This window comes from Georgenia sp. X1117 (genome assembly GCF_057784635.1).
The window spans coordinates 178663-196712 of the sequence record NZ_CM173492.1 but is presented as its reverse complement, the minus strand read 5'-3'; the positions used below and the strand labels follow the sequence as shown (position 1 = coordinate 196712).

14 protein-coding genes and 4 tRNA genes are annotated in these 18050 nt (G+C 72.9%); 7 read left to right on the top strand and 11 right to left on the bottom strand.

Annotated elements, in window-relative coordinates:
- Positions 1-59: 59 nt before the first annotated feature.
- The 3 genes from AC3D3D_RS00875 to AC3D3D_RS00865 form a co-directional block, all read right to left on the bottom strand.
- Positions 60-134 (bottom strand) — tRNA-Val (locus tag AC3D3D_RS00875).
- Position 135: 1 nt separating this feature from the next.
- A tRNA-Cys gene (locus tag AC3D3D_RS00870) sits at positions 136-206 on the bottom strand.
- Positions 207-260: 54 nt separating this feature from the next.
- Positions 261-333 (bottom strand) — tRNA-Gly (locus AC3D3D_RS00865).
- 184 nt (positions 334-517) lie between these two features.
- Between AC3D3D_RS00865 and AC3D3D_RS00860 the strand changes: the two genes are divergently transcribed.
- Positions 518-592, top strand: a tRNA-Val gene (locus AC3D3D_RS00860).
- Between the two features lie 76 nt (positions 593-668).
- Here AC3D3D_RS00860 and AC3D3D_RS00855 read toward each other — a convergent pair.
- Together AC3D3D_RS00855 and AC3D3D_RS00850 are read right to left on the bottom strand one after the other, a co-directional pair.
- The gene (locus tag AC3D3D_RS00855; RefSeq protein WP_463661468.1) at positions 669-1112 is read right to left on the bottom strand and encodes a VOC family protein; all 444 of its coding nucleotides are present in this window, start codon (positions 1110-1112) and stop codon (positions 669-671) included.
- Between the two features lie 85 nt (positions 1113-1197).
- Positions 1198-1611 (bottom strand): helix-turn-helix domain-containing protein, encoded by a 414-nt coding sequence (locus AC3D3D_RS00850; protein ID WP_463661469.1) that lies wholly within the window; start codon positions 1609-1611, stop codon positions 1198-1200.
- Positions 1612-1769: 158 nt separating this feature from the next.
- Between AC3D3D_RS00850 and glgX the strand changes: the two genes are divergently transcribed.
- From glgX to treZ, 3 genes are read left to right on the top strand one after another with little or no spacing between them, the layout of a single operon-like run.
- The gene (gene glgX / locus AC3D3D_RS00845) at positions 1770-4064 is read left to right on the top strand and encodes a glycogen debranching protein GlgX (protein ID WP_463661470.1); all 2295 of its coding nucleotides are present in this window, start codon (positions 1770-1772) and stop codon (positions 4062-4064) included.
- Positions 4065-4093: 29 nt separating this feature from the next.
- Entirely contained in the window at positions 4094-6634 is a 2541-nt protein-coding gene (gene treY, locus AC3D3D_RS00840) for a malto-oligosyltrehalose synthase (RefSeq protein WP_463661471.1), read from the top strand.
- The gene (gene treZ, locus AC3D3D_RS00835) at positions 6631-8427 is read left to right on the top strand and encodes a malto-oligosyltrehalose trehalohydrolase (protein WP_463661472.1); all 1797 of its coding nucleotides are present in this window, start codon (positions 6631-6633) and stop codon (positions 8425-8427) included. Before treY ends, treZ begins: the two co-directional genes overlap by 4 nt.
- A gap of 13 nt (positions 8428-8440) precedes the next feature.
- On the opposite strand, the gene AC3D3D_RS00830 is transcribed toward treZ, so the two are convergent.
- From AC3D3D_RS00830 to AC3D3D_RS00810, 5 genes are all read right to left on the bottom strand, one after another.
- The gene (locus AC3D3D_RS00830; protein WP_463661473.1) at positions 8441-9196 is read right to left on the bottom strand and encodes an iron ABC transporter ATP-binding protein; all 756 of its coding nucleotides are present in this window, start codon (positions 9194-9196) and stop codon (positions 8441-8443) included.
- A complete protein-coding gene (locus tag AC3D3D_RS00825) occupies positions 9193-10275 on the bottom strand; it encodes an iron chelate uptake ABC transporter family permease subunit (RefSeq protein WP_463661474.1) in 1083 nt (360 codons plus the stop codon). The genes AC3D3D_RS00830 and AC3D3D_RS00825 overlap by 4 nt, the downstream gene beginning before the upstream one ends.
- Positions 10268-11257, bottom strand: coding sequence for an ABC transporter permease (locus tag AC3D3D_RS00820; RefSeq protein ID WP_463661475.1), 990 nt, complete (start codon positions 11255-11257; stop codon positions 10268-10270). Before AC3D3D_RS00820 ends, AC3D3D_RS00825 begins: the two co-directional genes overlap by 8 nt.
- 95 nt (positions 11258-11352) lie before the next feature.
- Entirely contained in the window at positions 11353-12363 is a 1011-nt protein-coding gene (locus AC3D3D_RS00815) for a siderophore ABC transporter substrate-binding protein (RefSeq protein ID WP_463661476.1), read from the bottom strand.
- A 167-nt stretch (positions 12364-12530) separates the two neighbouring features.
- Positions 12531-13586, bottom strand: coding sequence for a lipid II:glycine glycyltransferase FemX (locus tag AC3D3D_RS00810; RefSeq protein ID WP_463661477.1), 1056 nt, complete (start codon positions 13584-13586; stop codon positions 12531-12533).
- Between the two features lie 122 nt (positions 13587-13708).
- Here AC3D3D_RS00810 and AC3D3D_RS00805 point away from each other — a divergent pair, with 122 nt between their 5' ends.
- On the top strand, positions 13709-14734 hold the full coding sequence (locus AC3D3D_RS00805; protein ID WP_463661478.1) for a lipid II:glycine glycyltransferase FemX: 1026 nt from the start codon (positions 13709-13711) through the stop codon (positions 14732-14734).
- 11 nt (positions 14735-14745) lie between these two features.
- On the opposite strand, the gene AC3D3D_RS00800 is transcribed toward AC3D3D_RS00805, so the two are convergent.
- Positions 14746-15993: a carboxylate--amine ligase gene (locus tag AC3D3D_RS00800; RefSeq protein WP_463661479.1), complete on the bottom strand. Its 1248-nt coding sequence runs from the start codon at positions 15991-15993 to the stop codon at positions 14746-14748.
- Positions 15994-16058: 65 nt separating this feature from the next.
- On the opposite strand from AC3D3D_RS00800, the gene AC3D3D_RS00795 reads away from it, so the two are divergent.
- Together AC3D3D_RS00795 and AC3D3D_RS00790 are read left to right on the top strand one after the other, a co-directional pair.
- Positions 16059-16643, top strand: coding sequence for a DUF3000 domain-containing protein (locus AC3D3D_RS00795; protein WP_463661480.1), 585 nt, complete (start codon positions 16059-16061; stop codon positions 16641-16643).
- Positions 16640-17887 carry an HRDC domain-containing protein gene (locus AC3D3D_RS00790; RefSeq protein ID WP_463661481.1) on the top strand — a complete coding sequence of 416 codons (1248 nt, stop codon included), beginning with the start codon at positions 16640-16642 and terminating at the stop codon, positions 17885-17887. Before AC3D3D_RS00795 ends, AC3D3D_RS00790 begins: the two co-directional genes overlap by 4 nt.
- The last annotated feature ends 163 nt before the right edge of the window (positions 17888-18050 follow it).

Below are 18050 nucleotides of genomic sequence, written 5' to 3'. Positions count from 1 at the left end.
CGGTCGCACGCCGGCCATGACGCACGAGAGCCCCGGCCGACGGCCGGGGCTCTCGCATGTGGTGGGCGATACTGGGATCGAACCAGTGACCTCTTCCGTGTCAGGGAAGCGCGCTACCGCTGCGCCAATCGCCCGAGGTGGCGACGGGATTCGAACCCGTGTGTACGGCTTTGCAGGCCGCTGCCTCGCCTCTCGGCCACGCCACCCTGAGGTACATGTTCCCTCCGGGCCCATGCTCCCACCGGGTGGTGGGACCTCCGAGCGGATGACGGGACTCGAACCCGCGACCCTCACCTTGGCAAGGTGATGCGCTACCAGCTGCGCTACATCCGCATCGCCTCGAACAACCTCGCAGCCGTTCGTGCGACCAGAACAATAACCATCCGCTCGAGCAAAACTCAAACCAACCGGGCCTGTCCGGAGGGTGAACGCTGTCACGTCCGTCGTGGTCGTCGATCCGCCCGGGCATCGGCTAGAGTTGACGACCGTCCCCGCCGCGCGAGCGAGCGGTCGACACGGGCGATTGGCTCAGTGGTAGAGCGCCTCGTTCACACCGAGGAGGTCACTGGTTCGAACCCAGTATCGCCCACCAGCAACGTGAGGGCCCCGGCCGGCGGAGACGCCGTCCGGGGCCCTCGTCGTCCCAACGGGACGGGGCGGGTTCTCCGTCAGAATCCGGGCACGTCGGTGGGCATCTCGGCGGGCAGCTCCTTGAGCTCGGTGATGCGGATGTGGTTGCCGAACGGGTCGCGCAGGCCGAAGTCGGTGCCGTAGATCTGCTCGGTCGGCTCCTCCGCGATCTCGACGCCCTTGGCCAGCAGGGCCTCGTAGGTCGCGCGGACGTCGTCGGTGATGAAGAACAGGCTCCCGCCCGAGGCGCCCTTGGTCAGCATGCCGCGCACGGCCTCGGCGGTGGCGTCGTCGTACCCCGGGGCACCCGGCTTCTCGAGCAGGATCTCCCGGTCGGTGCCGGGCACCCGCACGGTGAGCCACCGCATGGGACCGAAGTTGACGTCCGCGGACGGCTCGAGGCCGAGGACGTCGACGTAGAAGGTGTGGGCCTCGTCCTGGTCGAGGACGAAGATCTGGGATATCTGCAGGTTGGTGATCATGGCCTCACGCTAGGAGCGCGCCCCGGACCGGCGCTTCTCCAGAACTGCTCGATCCTGCCGGTGCACCGGCAGGCGGCGCCGCGGGCTAGCTTTCCGGCACCGTGACCGGCGTCGACGGACGGCTCCAGGACATGACGAAGCACGACGGCGCGAGCGGCACCGGACCGCGGGCGCGATAGCTCGTCGGGCTCTCCCCCACGATCGCCGAGAAGATCCGGCTGAAGGTCCCCAGGCTGGTGTACCCGACGTCGAGGCACACCTGCGTGACCGGGCGATCACCCGAGCGCAGCAGGAACATCGCGCGCTCGATGCGGCGCCCGCGCAGGTACTGGTTCGGCGTCTGTCCGTAGACAAGGCGGAAGCTGCGGATGAAGTGGGCCGGCGAGACGTGGGCGATCCGCGCGAGCGCGGGCACGTCGAGCGGCTCGGCGTAGGAGCGGTCCATCGCGTCCCGGGCGCGCAGCATCCGCCGGTTGAGGTCCTCCCGGTCCCGTCCCACACGTCCTCCCGCGTCGACCCCGGCACCCCCGGGCGCCGTCACCCGCGCTGCCGCACGGACCCACTATCGCGCACCGGCGGTGTGAGCATCTGCGCACCGGGAGCAGCGGCGGCGCGGCCCCGGTCTCGCCGCGCCCCGGTACGTGCCACTCTTGACCCATGCAGCACTGGCCAGGTCAGCCCTATCCGCTCGGCGCCACCTTCGACGGTTCGGGGACCAACTTCGCCCTGTTCTCCACCGTCGCCGAGCGCGTCGAGCTGTGCCTCATCGACGACGACGGCGCCGAGACCCGCGTCGACCTCGCCGAGGTCGACGCCCACGTCTGGCACGGGTTCCTCCCCGGGGTCCGTCCCGGTCAGCGCTACGGGTTCCGGGTGCACGGCCCCTGGGACCCCGCGCAGGGGCTGCGCTGCGACCCGTCCAAGCTCCTCCTGGACCCGTATGCCAAGGCGATCGACGGTCAGATCGACGGCCACCCCTCGCTGTTCTCCTACGACTTCGCCGACCCGGGCCGCTTCGCCCCGCAGGACTCGCTGGGCCACACGATGGTCTCGGTCGTCATCAACCCGTTCTTCGACTGGGGCAACGACCGTCCGCCGGGGCACGAGTACCACGACTCGGTGATCTACGAGACGCACGTCGCGGGCCTGACCCGCCTGCACCCCGACGTCCCCGAGGAGCTGCGCGGCACCTACGCCGGCCTCAGCCACCCGGCGATCGTCGAGCACCTCACCTCGCTCGGGGTCACCGCCGTCGAGCTCATGCCGGTCCACCAGTTCGTCCAGGACCCGCACCTGGTGGACAAGGGCCTGTCCAACTACTGGGGCTACAACACGATCGGCTTCTTCGCCCCGCACAACGCCTACAGCTCCCAGGGCAGCCGCGGCGAGCAGGTCGACGAGTTCCGCACCCTGGTCAAGACGATGCACGAGGCGAACATCGAGGTCATCCTCGACGTCGTCTACAACCACACCGCCGAGGGCAACCACATGGGCCCCACCCTCAGCTTCCGGGGCATCGACAACCCGCAGTACTACCGGCTCGTCCACGGCGACGAGGCGCACTACTTCGACACCACCGGCACGGGGAACTCGCTGTACATGCGCAGCCCGCACTCCCTGCAGCTCATCATGGACTCGCTGCGGTACTGGGTCTCCGAGATGCACGTCGACGGCTTCCGCTTCGACCTCGCCTCGACCCTGGCCCGCGAGCTGCACGAGGTGGACAAGCTCTCCTCGTTCTTCGACATCATCCAGCAGGACCCGGTCATCTCCCAGGCGAAGCTCATCGCCGAGCCCTGGGACGTGGGCGAGGGCGGCTACCAGGTCGGCGGCTTCCCCCCGCTGTGGACGGAGTGGAACGGCAAGTACCGCGACACCGTGCGCGACTACTGGCGCGGTGAGCCGGGCACGCTCGGCGACCTCGCCTACCGGCTGGCCGGCTCCTCGGACCTCTACGAGCACTCCGGGCGCCGCCCGGTGGCGTCGATCAACTTCGTCACCGCCCACGACGGCTTCACCATGCGCGACCTGGTCAGCTACCACGAGAAGCGCAACGAGGCCAACGGCGAGGACAACCGCGACGGCGAGTCGCACAACCGGTCGTGGAACTGCGGCGTCGAGGGACCCACCGACGATCCGGCGGTCAACGCGCTGCGGGCCCGTCAGCAGCGCAACATGCTCACCACCCTCATGCTCAGCCAGGGCGTGCCGATGATCAGCCACGGCGACGAGCTCAGCCGCACGCAGGGCGGCAACAACAACGTCTACTGCCAGGACAACGAGATCGCCTGGGTGGACTGGGACCTCGACGAGGACGCCCAGCACCTGCTCGGCTTCACCCGCGAGCTCGTCGACTTCCGCCTGGCCCACCCCGTGCTGCGTCGCCGCCGGTTCCTCTCCGGCGAGCCACACCCGGACTGGCCCGACGACCTGCCGGACATGGCCTGGTTCGCCCCCGACGGCACCCCGATGGAGGACCACGACTGGGACGGTGGGTCGAAGACGATCGTCTGCTTCCTCAACGGCGAGGCCATCGCCGAGCCGGACGTGCGGGGCCAGCGGATCGTGGACGACTCCCTGCTCATCATCCTCAACGCCTCCCACGAGGACGTGCTCACCACGCTGCCCGAAGCCGAGTGGGGACCGAGCTGGCAGGTGGTGCTCGACACCACCGGGGAGACGACGAACGTCGGCGCGCTCGCCGCGGGGGCGCAGATCACGGCGGTGGCCCGCTCGACGATCGTCCTGCTCAGCCCCCAGGGCTCGCGCGAGGCCGTGTCGGTGGCCGGCGACGAGCGCACGGAGCGGCCGGCGCGACCGACCACCGGCCAGCTCCCGACCTCGCCGGCCTGGGAGGGCGGCCGGCCGCAGACCGCGATCACCGCAGACGACCCCGAGCCCGACGACGCCCTGCCACCCGCCGACGACCTCGTCGCCGACACCCCCGAGTAGCCCCCGTTCCGCCCAGCCGGAGGACGCACGTGACCACCTCGCACGACGACGCCCGTACCGACGCCGACACCCGCGCCGCCTCCCACGTGGCCGGCCCGGGCCGCCGCACCCCGGTGAGCACCTACCGGCTCCAGCTCGGCGCGGACCTCACGTTCGACGACGTCGCGGCGCAGCTGCCGCACCTGGCGGACCTCGGCGTCACCGACCTCTACCTCTCCCCCGTGCTCACCGCCGCTCCGGGGTCGACCCACGGCTACGACGTCGTCGACCACGACACGATCTCCGCGGTCCTCGGCGGCCGCGCCGGGCTCGAGCGGCTCGCCGCGGCCGTCCACGACCGCGGGATGGGGATCGTCGTCGACCTGGTTCCCAACCACATGGCCGTGCCCACCCCAGCCTGGCACAACCGCGCCCTGTGGTCGGTGCTCACCCACGGACCCGACTCGCCGTACGCGGGCTGGTTCGACGTCGACCTGTCCGAGGAGGGGGACGGCATCCTCATGCCGGTGCTCGGGCGACGCATCGGCGCCGCGCTCGCCGACGGCGAGATCGAGCTGACGACGATGGTCGTCCCCGGCCAGGAGGAGGCCGGCGAGCAGCACGTGCTCACCTACTACGACCACGTCCTGCCGGTGCGCGCCGGCACCGAGCAGCTCCCGCTGGCCGAGCTCCTCGACCGCCAGCACTACCGCCTGGCCTACTGGAAGGTCGCCGACGAGGAGCTCAACTACCGCCGCTTCTTCGACGTCGGCTCGCTGGCCGCTGTGCGGGTCGAGGACCCCGAGGTCTTCGACGCCACGCACGCCCTGCTGCTCGAGCTCGTCGAGACGGGCGTGATCGACGCGCTGCGGGTCGACCACCCCGACGGCCTGGCCGACCCCCGCGGCTACTTCCGCCGGCTGCACGAGGCCACCGGCGGCGCCTGGGTCGTCGCGGAGAAGATCCTCGAGCCGGACGAGGAGCTGCCCGCGGACTGGCCGGTGGCCGGGACCACGGGCTACGACACGGCCTGGCGCCTGCACGCGCTGCAGGTCGACCCGGCGGGCCTGCCCGCCGCGGGCGCCCTCATGCTCCAGGTCACCGGCGACGCGCCGGGCACCTTCGACGCCGTGCGTGATGAGTCGAAGTACCAGATCGTCGACGGCTCGCTGTACGCCGAGGTGCACCGCCTGGCCACCCTGCTCTCGGACGTCTGCCGCGACGACGTGCGGCTGCGCGACCACTCCTTCCGTCCGCTGCTGGAGTGCGTGCGCGAGCTCGTGGTCGCCGTGCACCACTACCGCGCCTACGTCGTGCCCGGCGAGCTCGCCCCGGCGCGGTCCGTCGAGCTCGTCGAGGACGCCGCCGCGACCGCTGCCGCCCGCCTGGACGAGGACCGCCTCGAGACCCTCGACGTCGTCGTCGACCTCGTGCTGGGCCGCGAGGCCGGGTCGGCCGGCCGCACCCGGGAGCCGCGCCGCGACGAGATCATCGTCCGCTTCCAGCAGGTCTGCGGCGCGGTGACCGCCAAGGGCGTCGAGGACACCACCTACTACCGGTGGACCCAGCTGCTCTCCCTCAACGAGGTCGGCGGCGCCCCGGACCTGGCCGGGCTCAGCCTCGACGAGATGCACGCCTGGGTGGCCCGCACCCAGGCCACGTGGCCCTCGACGATGACCAACGGCTCGACCCACGACACCAAGCGCAGCGAGGACGTGCGGGCGCGCATCGGCGTCATCAGCGAGCACCCCGCGGCCTGGACCGAGCTGGTCACCACGCTGCGGGAGGCCACCGAGCCGCCCCGCCCGGCCGACCTGGACGGGCGCACGGAGAACCTCGTGTGGCAGACGCTGGCCGGCACCTGGGGGCCAGGCGGCCCGATCGACGCCGACCGCCTGACCGACTACCTGCTCAAGGCGGTGCGCGAGCAGAAGACGTGGACCACGTGGACCGAGCAGGACACCGCCCGCGAGGACGAGCTCCTCGATTGGGTCCGCGCCCTGCTCGCCGACGAGGCGGTGCGGGCGGCCTTCGCCGGCTGGGTGGAGCTGACCGCCCCGGCCGTGCGGGCCTCGGTGCTGTCCACCAAGGCGATGCAGCTGACCGTCCTGGGCGTGGCCGACGTCTACCAGGGCTCCGAGCTGCTCACCGACTCCCTCGTCGACCCGGACAACCGGCGCCCGGTGGACCACGACGCGATCGCCGCCACCCTCGCCGAGCTCGACGCCGGCCGGGCGCCCGTGGACCTCTCGGAGGAGAAGCTCGCGCTGACCGCGAAGGTGCTGCGGTTGCGCCGCCGTCGGGGCGAGATCTTCGTCGGCGCCGCCTCCGGCTACGTCCCGCTGCCCACGACCACGCAGCACGCCGTGGCCTACGCCCGCACCCTCGACGAGGTCCCGAGCGTGGTCACCGTGGCCACCCGGCTCGCCGCCGGCCTGCGGGCGCTCGGCGGCTTCGGCGAGCACACCGTGGTCCTGCCCGAGGGCTCCTGGACCGACGTGCTCACCGGCGCCACCTACCCCGGCGGTTCCGTCGCGCTGGCCGAGCTGCTCGCCACCTTCCCCGTCGCCGTCCTGGAGGCCACCGCGTGAGCGCCACAGAGAAAGGCCCCGCCCGCGACCCCCTGCTGCCGGCCGTCTGGGCACCCGAGGCCCGCACGGTCGAGCTCGTCCTCGACGGCGAGGTCCGCACGCCGATGACCCGGGCCGAGGACGGCTGGTGGTCGGCCCCCGCCCCGCTGCCGGCCGACACCGACTACCGCTTCGGCGTCGACGGCGGCGCCCCGGTCCCCGATCCGCGCTCGGCCCACCAGCCAGGCGGCGTGCACGGCGCCTCCCGCCTGTTCGACCCCGCCGCCTTCACCTGGACCGACGCCGACTTCGCCGGCGTGGCCCTGCCGGGCGCGATCCTCTACGAGATCCACGTCGGCACCTTCACCGCCGAGGGCACGCTCGACGCCGCCGCCGCGCACCTGGCAGGGCTCGCCGAGCTGGGCGTGACGATGGTCGAGCTCATGCCGCTGGCCGCCTTCCCCGGCCGGCACGGCTGGGGCTACGACGGGGTGGCCCTGTACGCGGTGCAGGACTCCTACGGCGGCCCGGCCGCCCTGCAGCGCTTCGTCGACGCCGCGCACGCCCACGGCCTGGGCGTGTGCCTCGACGTCGTCTACAACCACCTCGGTCCCGACGGGAACTACCTCGGCCACTTCGCGCCGTACGTCACCGAGCGCCACCAGACGCCCTGGGGCTCCGGTCCCGACCTCGACGGCGAGCACGCGAGCGAGGTGCGGGCCTTCTTCATCGACAACGCGCTGCGCTGGCTGCGCGACTTCCACGTCGACGCGCTGCGGCTCGACGCGGTGCACGCCATCGAGGACGGCTCCGAGAAGCACCTGCTCGCCGAGCTGGCCGACGCCGTGCACGCCCTGGGCGACGAGTTGGGCCTGCCGCGCACCCTGGTGGCCGAGTCCGACCTCAACGACGACGCGATGGTCACCCCCACCGCGGACGGCGGGTTCGGGATGGACGCCCAGTGGGTCGACGACGTCCACCACGCGCTGCACGCCTGGCTCACCGGTGAGCGGCAGGGTTACTACGTCGACTTCGGCGCCGGGTCGACCCTGACCAAGGCGCTGACCGAGGTGTTCGTCCACGACGGCGGCTTCTCCACCTTCCGCGGCACCGACTGGGGCCGGCCGGTGGGCGCCGACGTCGACGGGCACCGGTTCGTCGTCTTCACCCAGAACCACGACCAGGTGGGCAACCGCGCCGTCGGGGACCGCCCCTCCTCAGGCCTGCCCGACGCGGCGCTGGCGGTCTCGGCCGCGGTCACGCTGCTCTCCCCCTTCACCCCCATGCTCTTCATGGGTGAGGAGTGGGGCTCGACGACCCCCTTCCAGTTCTTCACCGACCACGTGGACGAGGCCCTCGGCCGGGCCGTGACCGAGGGGCGGCGGGCGGAGTTCGCCGCGCACGGCTGGAGCGATGCCGACGGCGTCGAGGTCGAGGTGCCCGACCCGCAGGACCCGAGCACGCGCGACGCCTCGGTGCTCGACCGCGAGGAGGCCACCACCGCGCGTGGTCGGCGCCTGCGGGAGCACTACCGGGACCTGGTCGCGCTGCGGCGGACCGAGCCCGACCTCGCCTCCGGGGACCGGCGGGCGACCACCGCGTGGGCCGACGACGAGGGCCGGCTGCGGATGTCGCGCGGCGGGATCGACGTCGTGGCGAACCTCGGCGAGGGGCCGGTCACCCTCGGCCTCGGGCCGGACGGCACCGGGCGGCCGGGAGCGGCCACGGAGGTCCTGCTCGCCTGGGGCTCGCCCGGGCTAGGGGAAGGTGGCGTGGCGCTGCCCGCCGGTTCGCTGGCCGTGGTCCGCCGCTGAGCCGGGCGGGAGATCAGTAGTAGACGGCGAGCGGCCCGTCGGGCCCGTCGATGACCCGCACCTCGGTGTCGAACACGCGCGAGAGCACCTCGTCGCGCATGATCTGCTCCGGCGGGCCGAAGTCGCAGACCGTCCCGTCCTTCATCGCGCAGATGTGGTCGGCGTAGGTGCCGGCGAAGTTGATGTCGTGCAGGACGATGACGATCGTGCGGCCGAGCTCGCGGGCGGCGCGCCGCAGGTGGCGCATCATCTGCACCGAGTGCTTCATGTCGAGGTTGTTCAGCGGCTCGTCGAGCAGGACGTACTCGGTGTCCTGGGCGAGCACCATGGCCACGTAGGCGCGCTGACGCTGCCCGCCGGAGAGCTGGTCGAGGTAGCGGTCCTGCAGCTCGGTGAGGTGGAGGAAGTCGATCGCCTCGCTGACGAGGTGCTCGTCGTGCGCCGTCAGCCGGCCCTTGCTGTACGGGAAGCGCCCGAAGCCCACGAGCTGGCGGACGGTGAGCCGGGTGATGAAGTGGTTCTCCTGTCGCAGGATGGACAGCACCTTGGCCAGGTCGTCCGACCGCGTCGAGCTCACGTCCAGGCCGGCGACCTCGATGGTGCCGGAGTCCATGCCCAGCAGCCGCCCGATCATCGTCAGCATCGTCGACTTGCCGGCGCCGTTGGGTCCCACGAGCGCGGTGATCCCGCAGGCGGGGATGGTCAGGTCGACCGGGCCGATGACGACCTCGCTGGTGTAGTCCTTGCGGACCTGCTCGAGGGTGATCACAGGCGCCCCTTCCGGAGGATGACGATGAGGAAGACGGTGCCGCCGACGAACTCGATGAGGATCGAGACCACGCCCTGCGCGTAGAAGATGTTGCGCATGACGAAGTAGGCGCCGGCGATGACGACGAACCCCGTGAGGATGGCGACGGGGAAGACGTAGCGGTGGTCGTGGGTACCGGCGAGCTGGTACGCCAGGGTGGCCACGAGGAAGCCGAGGAAGGTCATCCGGCCGATCATCGAGGTCGAGACGGCCATGAGGATCGAGACGAGGAAGAGCACCTTCATGATCTCGGCGCGGTGGTTGATGCCCAGGCCCATGGAGATGTCGCGGCCCAGCGCGACGACGTTGAGGCGGCGCGCCCGCAGCAGGAGCGCACCGCCGGCCAGGACGCACAGCGGGATCGCCAGCGGGAGGTACTCGACGTCGGCGTTGGACACCGAGCCGAACAGGCGGGCGGTGAGCACGTCGAACTCGCTGGGGGTGAGCAGGCGCTGCATGAAGGAGGCGACCGAGCCGAGCCCGCCGCCGATGATGATGCCCACCAGCAGCATGATCTGCAGGTTCCCGTAGCGCCCCGAGAGCAGCCAGCCGTACAGGGCGAGCGCGAACGCGACCATGAGCAGCACCTGCAGCGCGAACTGCGGCACGCCCTGCAGCGCGACGACGCCGGCGACGCCGAGGAAGTACACCGCCGAGGTCTGCACGGCGACGTAGAGCGACTCGAAGCCCATGATCGAGGGCGTGATGATGCGGTTGTTCGTCACCGTCTGGAAGGCGACGGTGGCGATGGCCTGGCAGCAGGCGACGAGCCCCATGACGAGGACGTCGGTGGTGCGTCGCTCGGCGATCCGCCAGAACCCGTCGGTGCCGAAGGGCATGGGGTTGTCGTAGGCGAGCAGGCCCAGGCCGAAGCCGATGGCGAGCACGAGCAGGACGGCCGTGACGAGCCAGAACTGGAGCCGGTGGCGCGGCGTGGCGAAGGCCCCGGTTGTGGTGGCCGCCCCGGGGCTCGCCGCGCCGCCGCGGCCGGGACGCGGTTCGGGGGCGGCGCCGGTGCGCTCGACGACGGGGCTAGCCACGACGACGCTGCCTGAGCAGGAGGCCGACGAACACGACCGCGCCGACGATGCCGAGCACGAGCGAGACCGGCACCTCGAACGGGGAGATGATCGTGCGGGAGACGAGGTCGCACAGGGTGACGATCGCGATGCCGAGCAGGCAGACCCACGGCAGGTTGCTGCGCAGGTCGTCGCCGCGGATCATCGACACGACGTTGGGGACGATGAGCCCGAGGAAGGGCAGGTTGCCGACGACGACGGTGACGATGCCGGTGGCGACCGCGATGAGTCCGGTGCCCAGCAGGACGATCCGGCCGTAGTTGAGGCCGACGTTGGTCGCGATCTCCTCGCCGAGGCCGGCGACGGTGAACCGGTCGGCGACGACGAAGACGACGATCCCGACGATGAGCACGACCCAGAGCCACTCGTACTTGCCCCGGAGCACGGAGGTGAAGCTGCCGGCGAACCACACGCCGAGGTTCTGCAGCATGTCGGTGCTCAGGGCGAGGAAGGTCGACACCGAGCTGACGACGGCGCCGAGCATGATCCCGACGATCGGCACGATGAGCGAGGAACGCAGCGAGACGCGGCGCAGGAAGAGGAAGAAGATCATCGTGCCGACGAAGGCGAAGATCACCGCGCCGGTCATGCGGGTGAGGATCGAGGCGCCGGGCACGAGGATCATCACCGTCAGCAGGCCCAGGCCCGCCCACTCGGTGGTCCCGGTGGTCGTCGGCTCGACGAAGCGGTTCTGAGTGAGGAGCTGCATGACGAGCCCGCACATGGCCATCGCGGCCCCGGACAGGACGAGGGCGATGGTGCGCGGGATCCGCGTGATCGCGAACATCTGCGCCCCGTCGTCGGCGCCGAAGATGTCGTACTCGCCGGTCAGCAGGGAGGCCGCCAGGAGCGCGACGACGCCGAGCAGACCGAGGACGAACCACCGGTCGAACAGGCGCCCCCTCGCCCGCGCCGGCGGCGGGGCGGTCGCTGTGCTGGTCATCCGGTCACCGTTCGTGTGGTCGCCGCGTGGTCGGGGCGTCATGGTTGTGGCGGGACCGGCTGCGCCGGCCCCGCCACCTGTCGTTCATCGCGTGGTCAGGCCGCGCCCTCGAGCGCGTCGGCGAACTCGTTGAGGAACTCCGTGTAGGTCTGGATCCCCTCGTTGGTGTAGGTGTCGGCGGGCATGTAGACGATGTGGTCCTCCTGGACCGCCGTCACCGAGGAGAGCGCCTCGTTGGCCTCGAGGATCTCCGCGGCGGGCTCGTAGGACTCGTCGTCCGCGGAGACGGCCGCGTCGCGGTCCATCACGAGGATCCAGTCCGGGTTCGCGTCGGCGATGGCCTCGACGGAGATGTCGTCGCCCTGGTGGTCGTCCGAGGCGCCCTCGACCTCGAGGGCCGGGGTGAGGCCGGCGAAGTCGAAGACCGGCCCGAGGGTGCGGCCCACGCCCGGGGCGAGGTAGCCGATCTCGCCGCCGGAGACGTTGACCGCCATGACGCTCTGGCCGGGGTCGTAGGCCGCCTCGACGCGGGCGATGGCGTCCTCGAAGGCCGTGACGAGCTCGGCCGCCTCGTCCTCGTGGCCGAAGACCTCGCCGAGGACCGTGACCTGGCGGACGAGCTCGGCGTCGAAGGGCTCGCCCTCGCGCGGGTCGAGCTCGAGCACGGTGGCGTCGGGGACGAGCTCGACGAAGTCGTCGTGGTACTGGGTGAAGCGCTGGCCGTTGACCACGAGGTCGGGGTCCGCGGCGACGACCTGCTCGAGGTCCGGCTCGTTGTGGTTGCCCAGGTCGATGACCTCGTCCTGGTTGGCGAACGAGATGGTGTCGGGCATGAGGGCGACGGCGGCCGCGGTGGGCTCGATCCCCCAGTCGGCGAGGGTCTCGAAGCTGCGGTTGTCGGTGACGACGACCGACTGCGGCGGCGAGGTGACGGTCTGGGTGCCGTTGTTGTCCTCGACCTCGATGGTCTCGCCGGCCTCGCCCTCCTCGGCGGCCGCGTCACCGCCGTCACCGGCGGCGGAGTCCTCGCCCGAGGAGCAGGCGGCGACGGCCAGCAGGGCGAGAGCGGTGGTACTGCCGATGAGGGTGCGGCGCAGGGTCTGCATGTGGTCTCCAGTGTCCTCGGGGAGCTGACCGACCGGTGTCGGTGAGGCAAGGCGAGCCTAACCGGAGATTACGCAAGACCAGCGTGATGTTTATTGAACCTCGCAAAGTGGGACCCACCTCACAGGACGACGGTCGTCTGTGGCGGTGGCGCGGACGAGCCCGGCGGTCAGTCCCCGTCGCCGGTGCCCGAGCGGATCTGGGCCACCTTCGCGGCCACGCCCCGCTTGGCTGCCAGCGCGAGCCGCAGGCCCCGGTACAGGGCCGGTCGTAGCGGGACGTCCCAGGCCCCGGGCACCTCGGTGACCTCCTCGGAGAACTTCGTCTTGAAGTCCCGCACGCCGGTCAGCCGGGGCGCGCGCTCGGAGTCGATGCCCATGAGGTCGAAGCTGCGCACCCCCTCGGCCTGGAGCGCGGCGGCCATGTGCCACACGAGCAGGTCCGGCGCGCCGGAGCGCCGCCCCTCGTGGCTCGAGGCCGCGTAGTAGTAGGTGGCCAGGCCCTCCCCCACGGTGACGATCCCCCAGCACAGCGGGCGGCCGTCGACGTGGCGCACGACGAACAGCCGGCCGTGCTCGGGCCCGAGCGCCTCGAGCATCGTCGTGTACTGGCTCGCCGCCGCGATCCCGAAGCCGTCGCGCTCGGCGGTCTCCTCGAGCAGCGCGTAGAGCTCGGCGAAGCCCGTCGTCGAGATCCCCGTCTCCTCGCCCGGGACGAGGTCGGCGTTGCGGCCGGCCTTGCGCACGTCGCGCCGGCCCCGCTTCTTCATCGAGGCGAGCAGCGTGTCGGGGTCCCCCGTGCCGGCCAGGTCGAGGACGACCGTCCGGTCGAAGGTCACCGACTGGAGCAGCTCGCTCAGGTCCGCGGCGCGGTGCCGGGCGTGCAGCCGCACGAAGGCGGCCCTCGGCTCCGCCGAGCGCAGCGAGCGCACGAGCGCGCGGCGCAGGGCCAGCTCGGCGGCCGGCGTGTCCTCGGTCAGCCAGATCGGACCGTGCCGGGCCCACAGGTAGGTGAAGCCGCGTCCCCGCATCCGCGACAGGGCGAGCACGGCCTGCGGCTCGCCGTCGAGCAGCCACGCCAGCCGCCCGGCCGGCTCCCGGTCGGGCATCGCCTCGTCGTACCAGTCCCACGCGGCCGACTGCTCCACCGGCACCTCGCCCCCGACGGCGGCGACGGCCTCCTCGAGGGCACCGGGTGTCAGCGGCACGATCTGGGAGCGGGGCACGGATCCTCCGGGTCGGTCGACGAGGGGCACGGGACGTGCGCCGGTCGGGGCCCAGCCTACGCTGCGGCGATAGCCTGGCCCCGGCCCCCGACCGGCGGGCCGGACATCCCACCGGAGGTCACGTGACGCTTCAGCTCCGCCCATGCGACGACGACGAGTACCGCCGTCTCACCGCCGCGGCCGCCATGCCGGTCGAGCAGACCCCCGAGTGGGACGCCTACGACTCGACCGTGCCCGGGCGCAGCCCGTGGGGGCGACTGGCCGCCTGGGAGGGGCGCGAGGCGGTCGCCGTCGTCTCCTTCAGCCGCGTGCGCGTGGGCGCCGGGCTGTCGTGGCTGTGGGCGAAGTTCGGGCCCGTCTGGCTCACCGAGCCCACCGCGGAGCGCGAGCGGGCGCTGCGCGACCAGCTGGTGGCCTCGCTGCGCCGGGTAGACCCGGGCATCGCCTTCGTCCGTCTGCACGCCCGTCACGACGACACCGACCTGGTCCCGGTCATGCAGGGCATCACCTTCGACTCCACCGTCGTCGTCGACCTGAGCGGTACGCCCGAGGACGTCCTGGGGCGGATGAAGAAGCGGGGCCGGCGCGACGTGCGCAAGGCCGAGCGCGAGGAGTCCCTGAGCGTCACCGAGGACACCGGGCTGGACCGCGCCGCCTTCGACGCGCTCTACGCGCTGTTCGAGGAGACCGGGGAGCGGGCGGCCTTCGGGGTGCACCCGGCGGACCGCTACTTCGAGATGATGGCGCGCGTCGGGCCGCAGATCATGCGCCTGTTCGTCGTGCGCGACGGCGGCCGGCCCGTGGCGTGGGCACAGGTCAACGTCATCGGGTCGCACGCCACGTACTCCATCGGCGCCTCCGGGACCGACGCCCGGCACTCCGGCGCCCCGGACCTGCTGCAGTGGGAGATCATGCAGCGGCTCCAGGCCGAGGGGGTGCGCACCTACGACCTGGGCGGGGTCGGCTCGGAGGAGTTCGACTCGCTCGCCGGGCTCACCCTGTTCAAGACGAAGTTCCACCCCGACGTCGTGCCCGCCGCCGCCGCGCGGGACCTGCCCGTGCGGCCCAGCGTCTACCGGACGCTCGGCGCGGTGCGCGGCGTCAAGCAGGCCGCGCGCCGCCGGCTGGGCGCCCTGCGCCGCCGCTGACCGGCCGCCGCTCAGAACCCGGTCTCGGTGGGCCGCGGGTAGTGGGCGGCCAGCGCCCGGAGCTGGTTGAGGCCGGCCTGCCGGGCGTAGACCGACCGGCGCAGGTTGCGGTCCTTGCGGTACAGCAGCGGGTTGACCACGCCGCGCCGCGCGATCACGCCGAGCACCTCGCGCAGCAGGGCCCGGTCGCGCACGTAGCGGGGCAGCACCACCGACGGCACGAAACCCATCACCCCGCGGCGGTCGGCCACGCGCTCGGGCAGCGCGCGGCCCTCGAGCCGGTCCGCGACGAGGGCCTCCATGAGGTTGAGCCCCCCGACGTTGACGTAGTAGCCGCCGCGGCCGCCGCGGGGGTTGACGTCGAGCAGGACCCGCCGTCCGTCGCGGGGGTCGATCTTGACGTCGATGCTGAACAGGCCCGTCAGGCCCAGGGCGCCGACGACCGCGCGGGCGTCGGCCACCAGGTCGGGGTTCTCGCGCACGTAGATGATGCCGGCGTTGCCGATGAACCCCGGCTGGTGCAGGCCGAGCAGCACCTGCCCGGTGGCGACCATCGTCATCCGGCCGGCGGCGTCGACGTAGCCGTTGACCACCCAGGTGGTGGTGTCGTCGCCGGGGATGAGCTCCTGGGCGAGGAAGGTGCCGGTGAAGCCGGCGTCGCGCACGAGGCGCAGCACGTCCTCGGCCTCCTGGCGGCCCTGCACCGGGTAGGCCTTCTTGCGGCCCTCGAAGAAGAGGTTGGCGTAGGTGGTGCCGCCGTCGGCGGGCTTGAGGATCGCCGGCAGCGCGACCTCGGCGAGCGCGGCGCGCCAGTCCGCCTCCGGGCCGTCGACGTCGATCTGGACCCCGCGGGGGGTCGCCACCCCCACCGAGGCGGCCACCTGCGCGAGGTGCGCCTTGTCGGAGGCCGCCCGCACCTGCTCGGCGGGGGCCAGGCCGACGACGTGGTGCTCCTCGAGGCGCTCACGGTGGGCGAGGATCATCTCCACGTCCTGGTCCATGGTCGGCATGAGCAGGTGGGTGCGCCCGGGGTGGGCGGCGGCGTGCTCGGTCAGCCGGTCGAGGACGAGGTCGGTGTCCAGGGTGCCGCCCCGCCCCAGGTAGAGCTGCTCGAGGATCCGCGAGTGGTCCACGGGTCCGCGCGGCTGGTTGAGCACGATCGTCGAGGTCACGCCGTAGGCCTCGTGGAAGGCCCGCGCGATCGAGTAGGTGCCGAGGTCGGCCCCGAGGACGACGGGACGCAGGTCGTGGTGGCGCACCAGGGAACTGTGCCACGTGCGGCGCGGCTCCGACGACCTCGGCGTCGCGCGCCTAGCCTGTCCGGGTGAGCAGGACGTCCGGGCAGGTCCCCGCCGACTTCGAGCGGGCGCTGCTCTCGCTGCGCGAGGTCCGGCTGCGCCGCGAGGTCCACCTCGAGGAGGTCCCCGCCCCGGCGCGGCTGGCGCCCTTCACCGCGGCGCTGACCGCGGAGATCACCACGTCGCCCGCCGACCTCGACCCCGACGCCTTCCTGGGTCACGGCCGCTTCGTCGTCCTGCACGACCCCGACGGCCAGCCCGCCTGGGACGGGACCTTCCGGGTCGTCGTGCTCGCCCGCGCGAGCCTGGAGGAGGAGATGGGCGCCGACCCCCTGCTCGGCGAGGCCGCCTGGTCCTGGGTGCACGAGGCCCTCCACCACCACGGCGCCGGGTTCCGGCACCTGTCCGGGACCGTCACCCGCGTGCTGTCGGAGACCTTCGGCGGCGTCGAGCTGCGGGCCGGCGACGTCGAGGTCGAGATCCGCGCCTCCTGGACGCCGAACACCCCCGAGCTGGGTCCCCACCTGGCGGCCTGGGCCGAGCTCACCTGCACGGCGGCGGGCCTGGAGCCGATGCCCACCGCCGTCACGGCCCTGGCGAGGCGCCGATGAGCACGCCGGGCACGGACGAGGCCGGCACCGAGGAGGTCCCGGCGCGCGAGATCGAGCCGCTGACCGAGCCCTCCGGCGGGGTGCCGCCGATCGTCGACACCCCCGCCGCCCTGGCCGACGCGGTGGCCGAGATCGCCGCCCACGAGGGCGTGGTGGCGGTCGACGCCGAGCGCGCCTCGGGCTTCCGGTACGGCCAGCGTGCCTTCCTCGTCCAGCTGCGGCGGTCCGACGGCGCCATCCACCTCGTCGACCCGATCGCCCTGCCGGACCTGGCCGCCCTCGCGGAGGTCGTCAACCCGCTGGAGTGGGTGCTGCACGCGGCCGACCAGGACCTGCCCTGCCTGCTCGAGCTCGGCCTGGCGCCGGCCTCCCTGTTCGACACCGAGCTGGCCGCCCGGCTGCTGGGCCGCCCGCGGGTGGGGCTGGCCGCCGTCGTCGCCGACGAGGTCGGCTACGCGCTGGCCAAGGAGCACTCCGCCGCGGACTGGTCGACCCGTCCGGTCCCCGAGGACTGGCGGCGCTACGCCGCCCTGGACGTCGAGCTGCTGGCCGCGGTGCGCGAGGCGCAGGTGGTCGCCCTGGCCCGGGCCGGCCGCCTGGCGTGGGCGCTGCAGGAGTTCGAGCACGAGCGGCTGGCCCCGCCGCCGGCCCCGCGCGCCGAGCCGTGGCGGCGAACCTCGGGGCTGCAGGAGGTGCGCCGGCCCCGCGGGCTTGCCGTGGCGCGCGCCGTGTGGGAGGCCCGCGAGCGGCTCGCCGAGGAGATCGACCGCGCCCCGGGCCGGGTGCTGCCCGCCGCCGCGGTCGTCGCGGCCGCCAGGGCGCTGCCCGAGTCGCGCCAGGCGCTCACCGCGCTGCCGGAGTTCTCCGGCAAGGGCACCCGGCGCCGCGCCGAGTACTGGTGGTCGGCGGTCGAGGAGGGGCTGGCCGTCCCCGAGGACCAGCTCCCCTCGCGGCGCCCGCCCCGGGACCCCGACGCGCTCCCCCAGCCGCGCTCCTGGGCCGACGCCCGCCCCGACGCGGCCGAGCGCCTCGACGCCGTGCGCGCCGCCGTGCGCCGGCGGGCCGAGGAGATCGGCCTGCCCCAGGAGAACCTGCTCGCCCCCGCCCTCCAGCGCCGCATCTCCTGGGACGGGCCCCGGCCGGCCGACGTGGCCGAGACCCTCGCCGAGCTCGGCGCGCGGCCCTGGCAGGTCGAGCAGGTCGGCGGCGTCCTCGCCGAGGCGCTGACCGACGCCGCGCACTGACCGCGCGCCCACCCCGCGCGCCCCGCCCACCCCGAGCGGGTTCTCGCGCTCCTCGCCCGCCACCGCCTTGCCTGCTCCTCCCTCGCCGTACACACGGCCCGCAGCAGCCTTTCCCTCCCTCCTCGACGGGCCGGGCCGGCCGCACGACCCCGGTGCGGCACCG

What these genes read in the sequence shown, in the direction of transcription:
- AC3D3D_RS00855 (WP_463661468.1), bottom strand. Translation starts at nt 1,112, where the DNA reads ATGATCACCAACCTGCAGATATCCCAGATCTTCGTCCTCGACCAGGAC.
- glgX (WP_463661470.1), top strand. Translation starts at nt 1,770, where the DNA reads ATGCAGCACTGGCCAGGTCAGCCCTATCCGCTCGGCGCCACCTTCGAC.
- AC3D3D_RS00820 (WP_463661475.1), bottom strand. Translation starts at nt 11,257, where the DNA reads ATGACCAGCACAGCGACCGCCCCGCCGCCGGCGCGGGCGAGGGGGCGC.
- AC3D3D_RS00815 (WP_463661476.1), bottom strand. Translation starts at nt 12,363, where the DNA reads ATGCAGACCCTGCGCCGCACCCTCATCGGCAGTACCACCGCTCTCGCC.
- AC3D3D_RS00790 (WP_463661481.1), top strand. Translation starts at nt 16,640, where the DNA reads ATGAGCACGCCGGGCACGGACGAGGCCGGCACCGAGGAGGTCCCGGCG.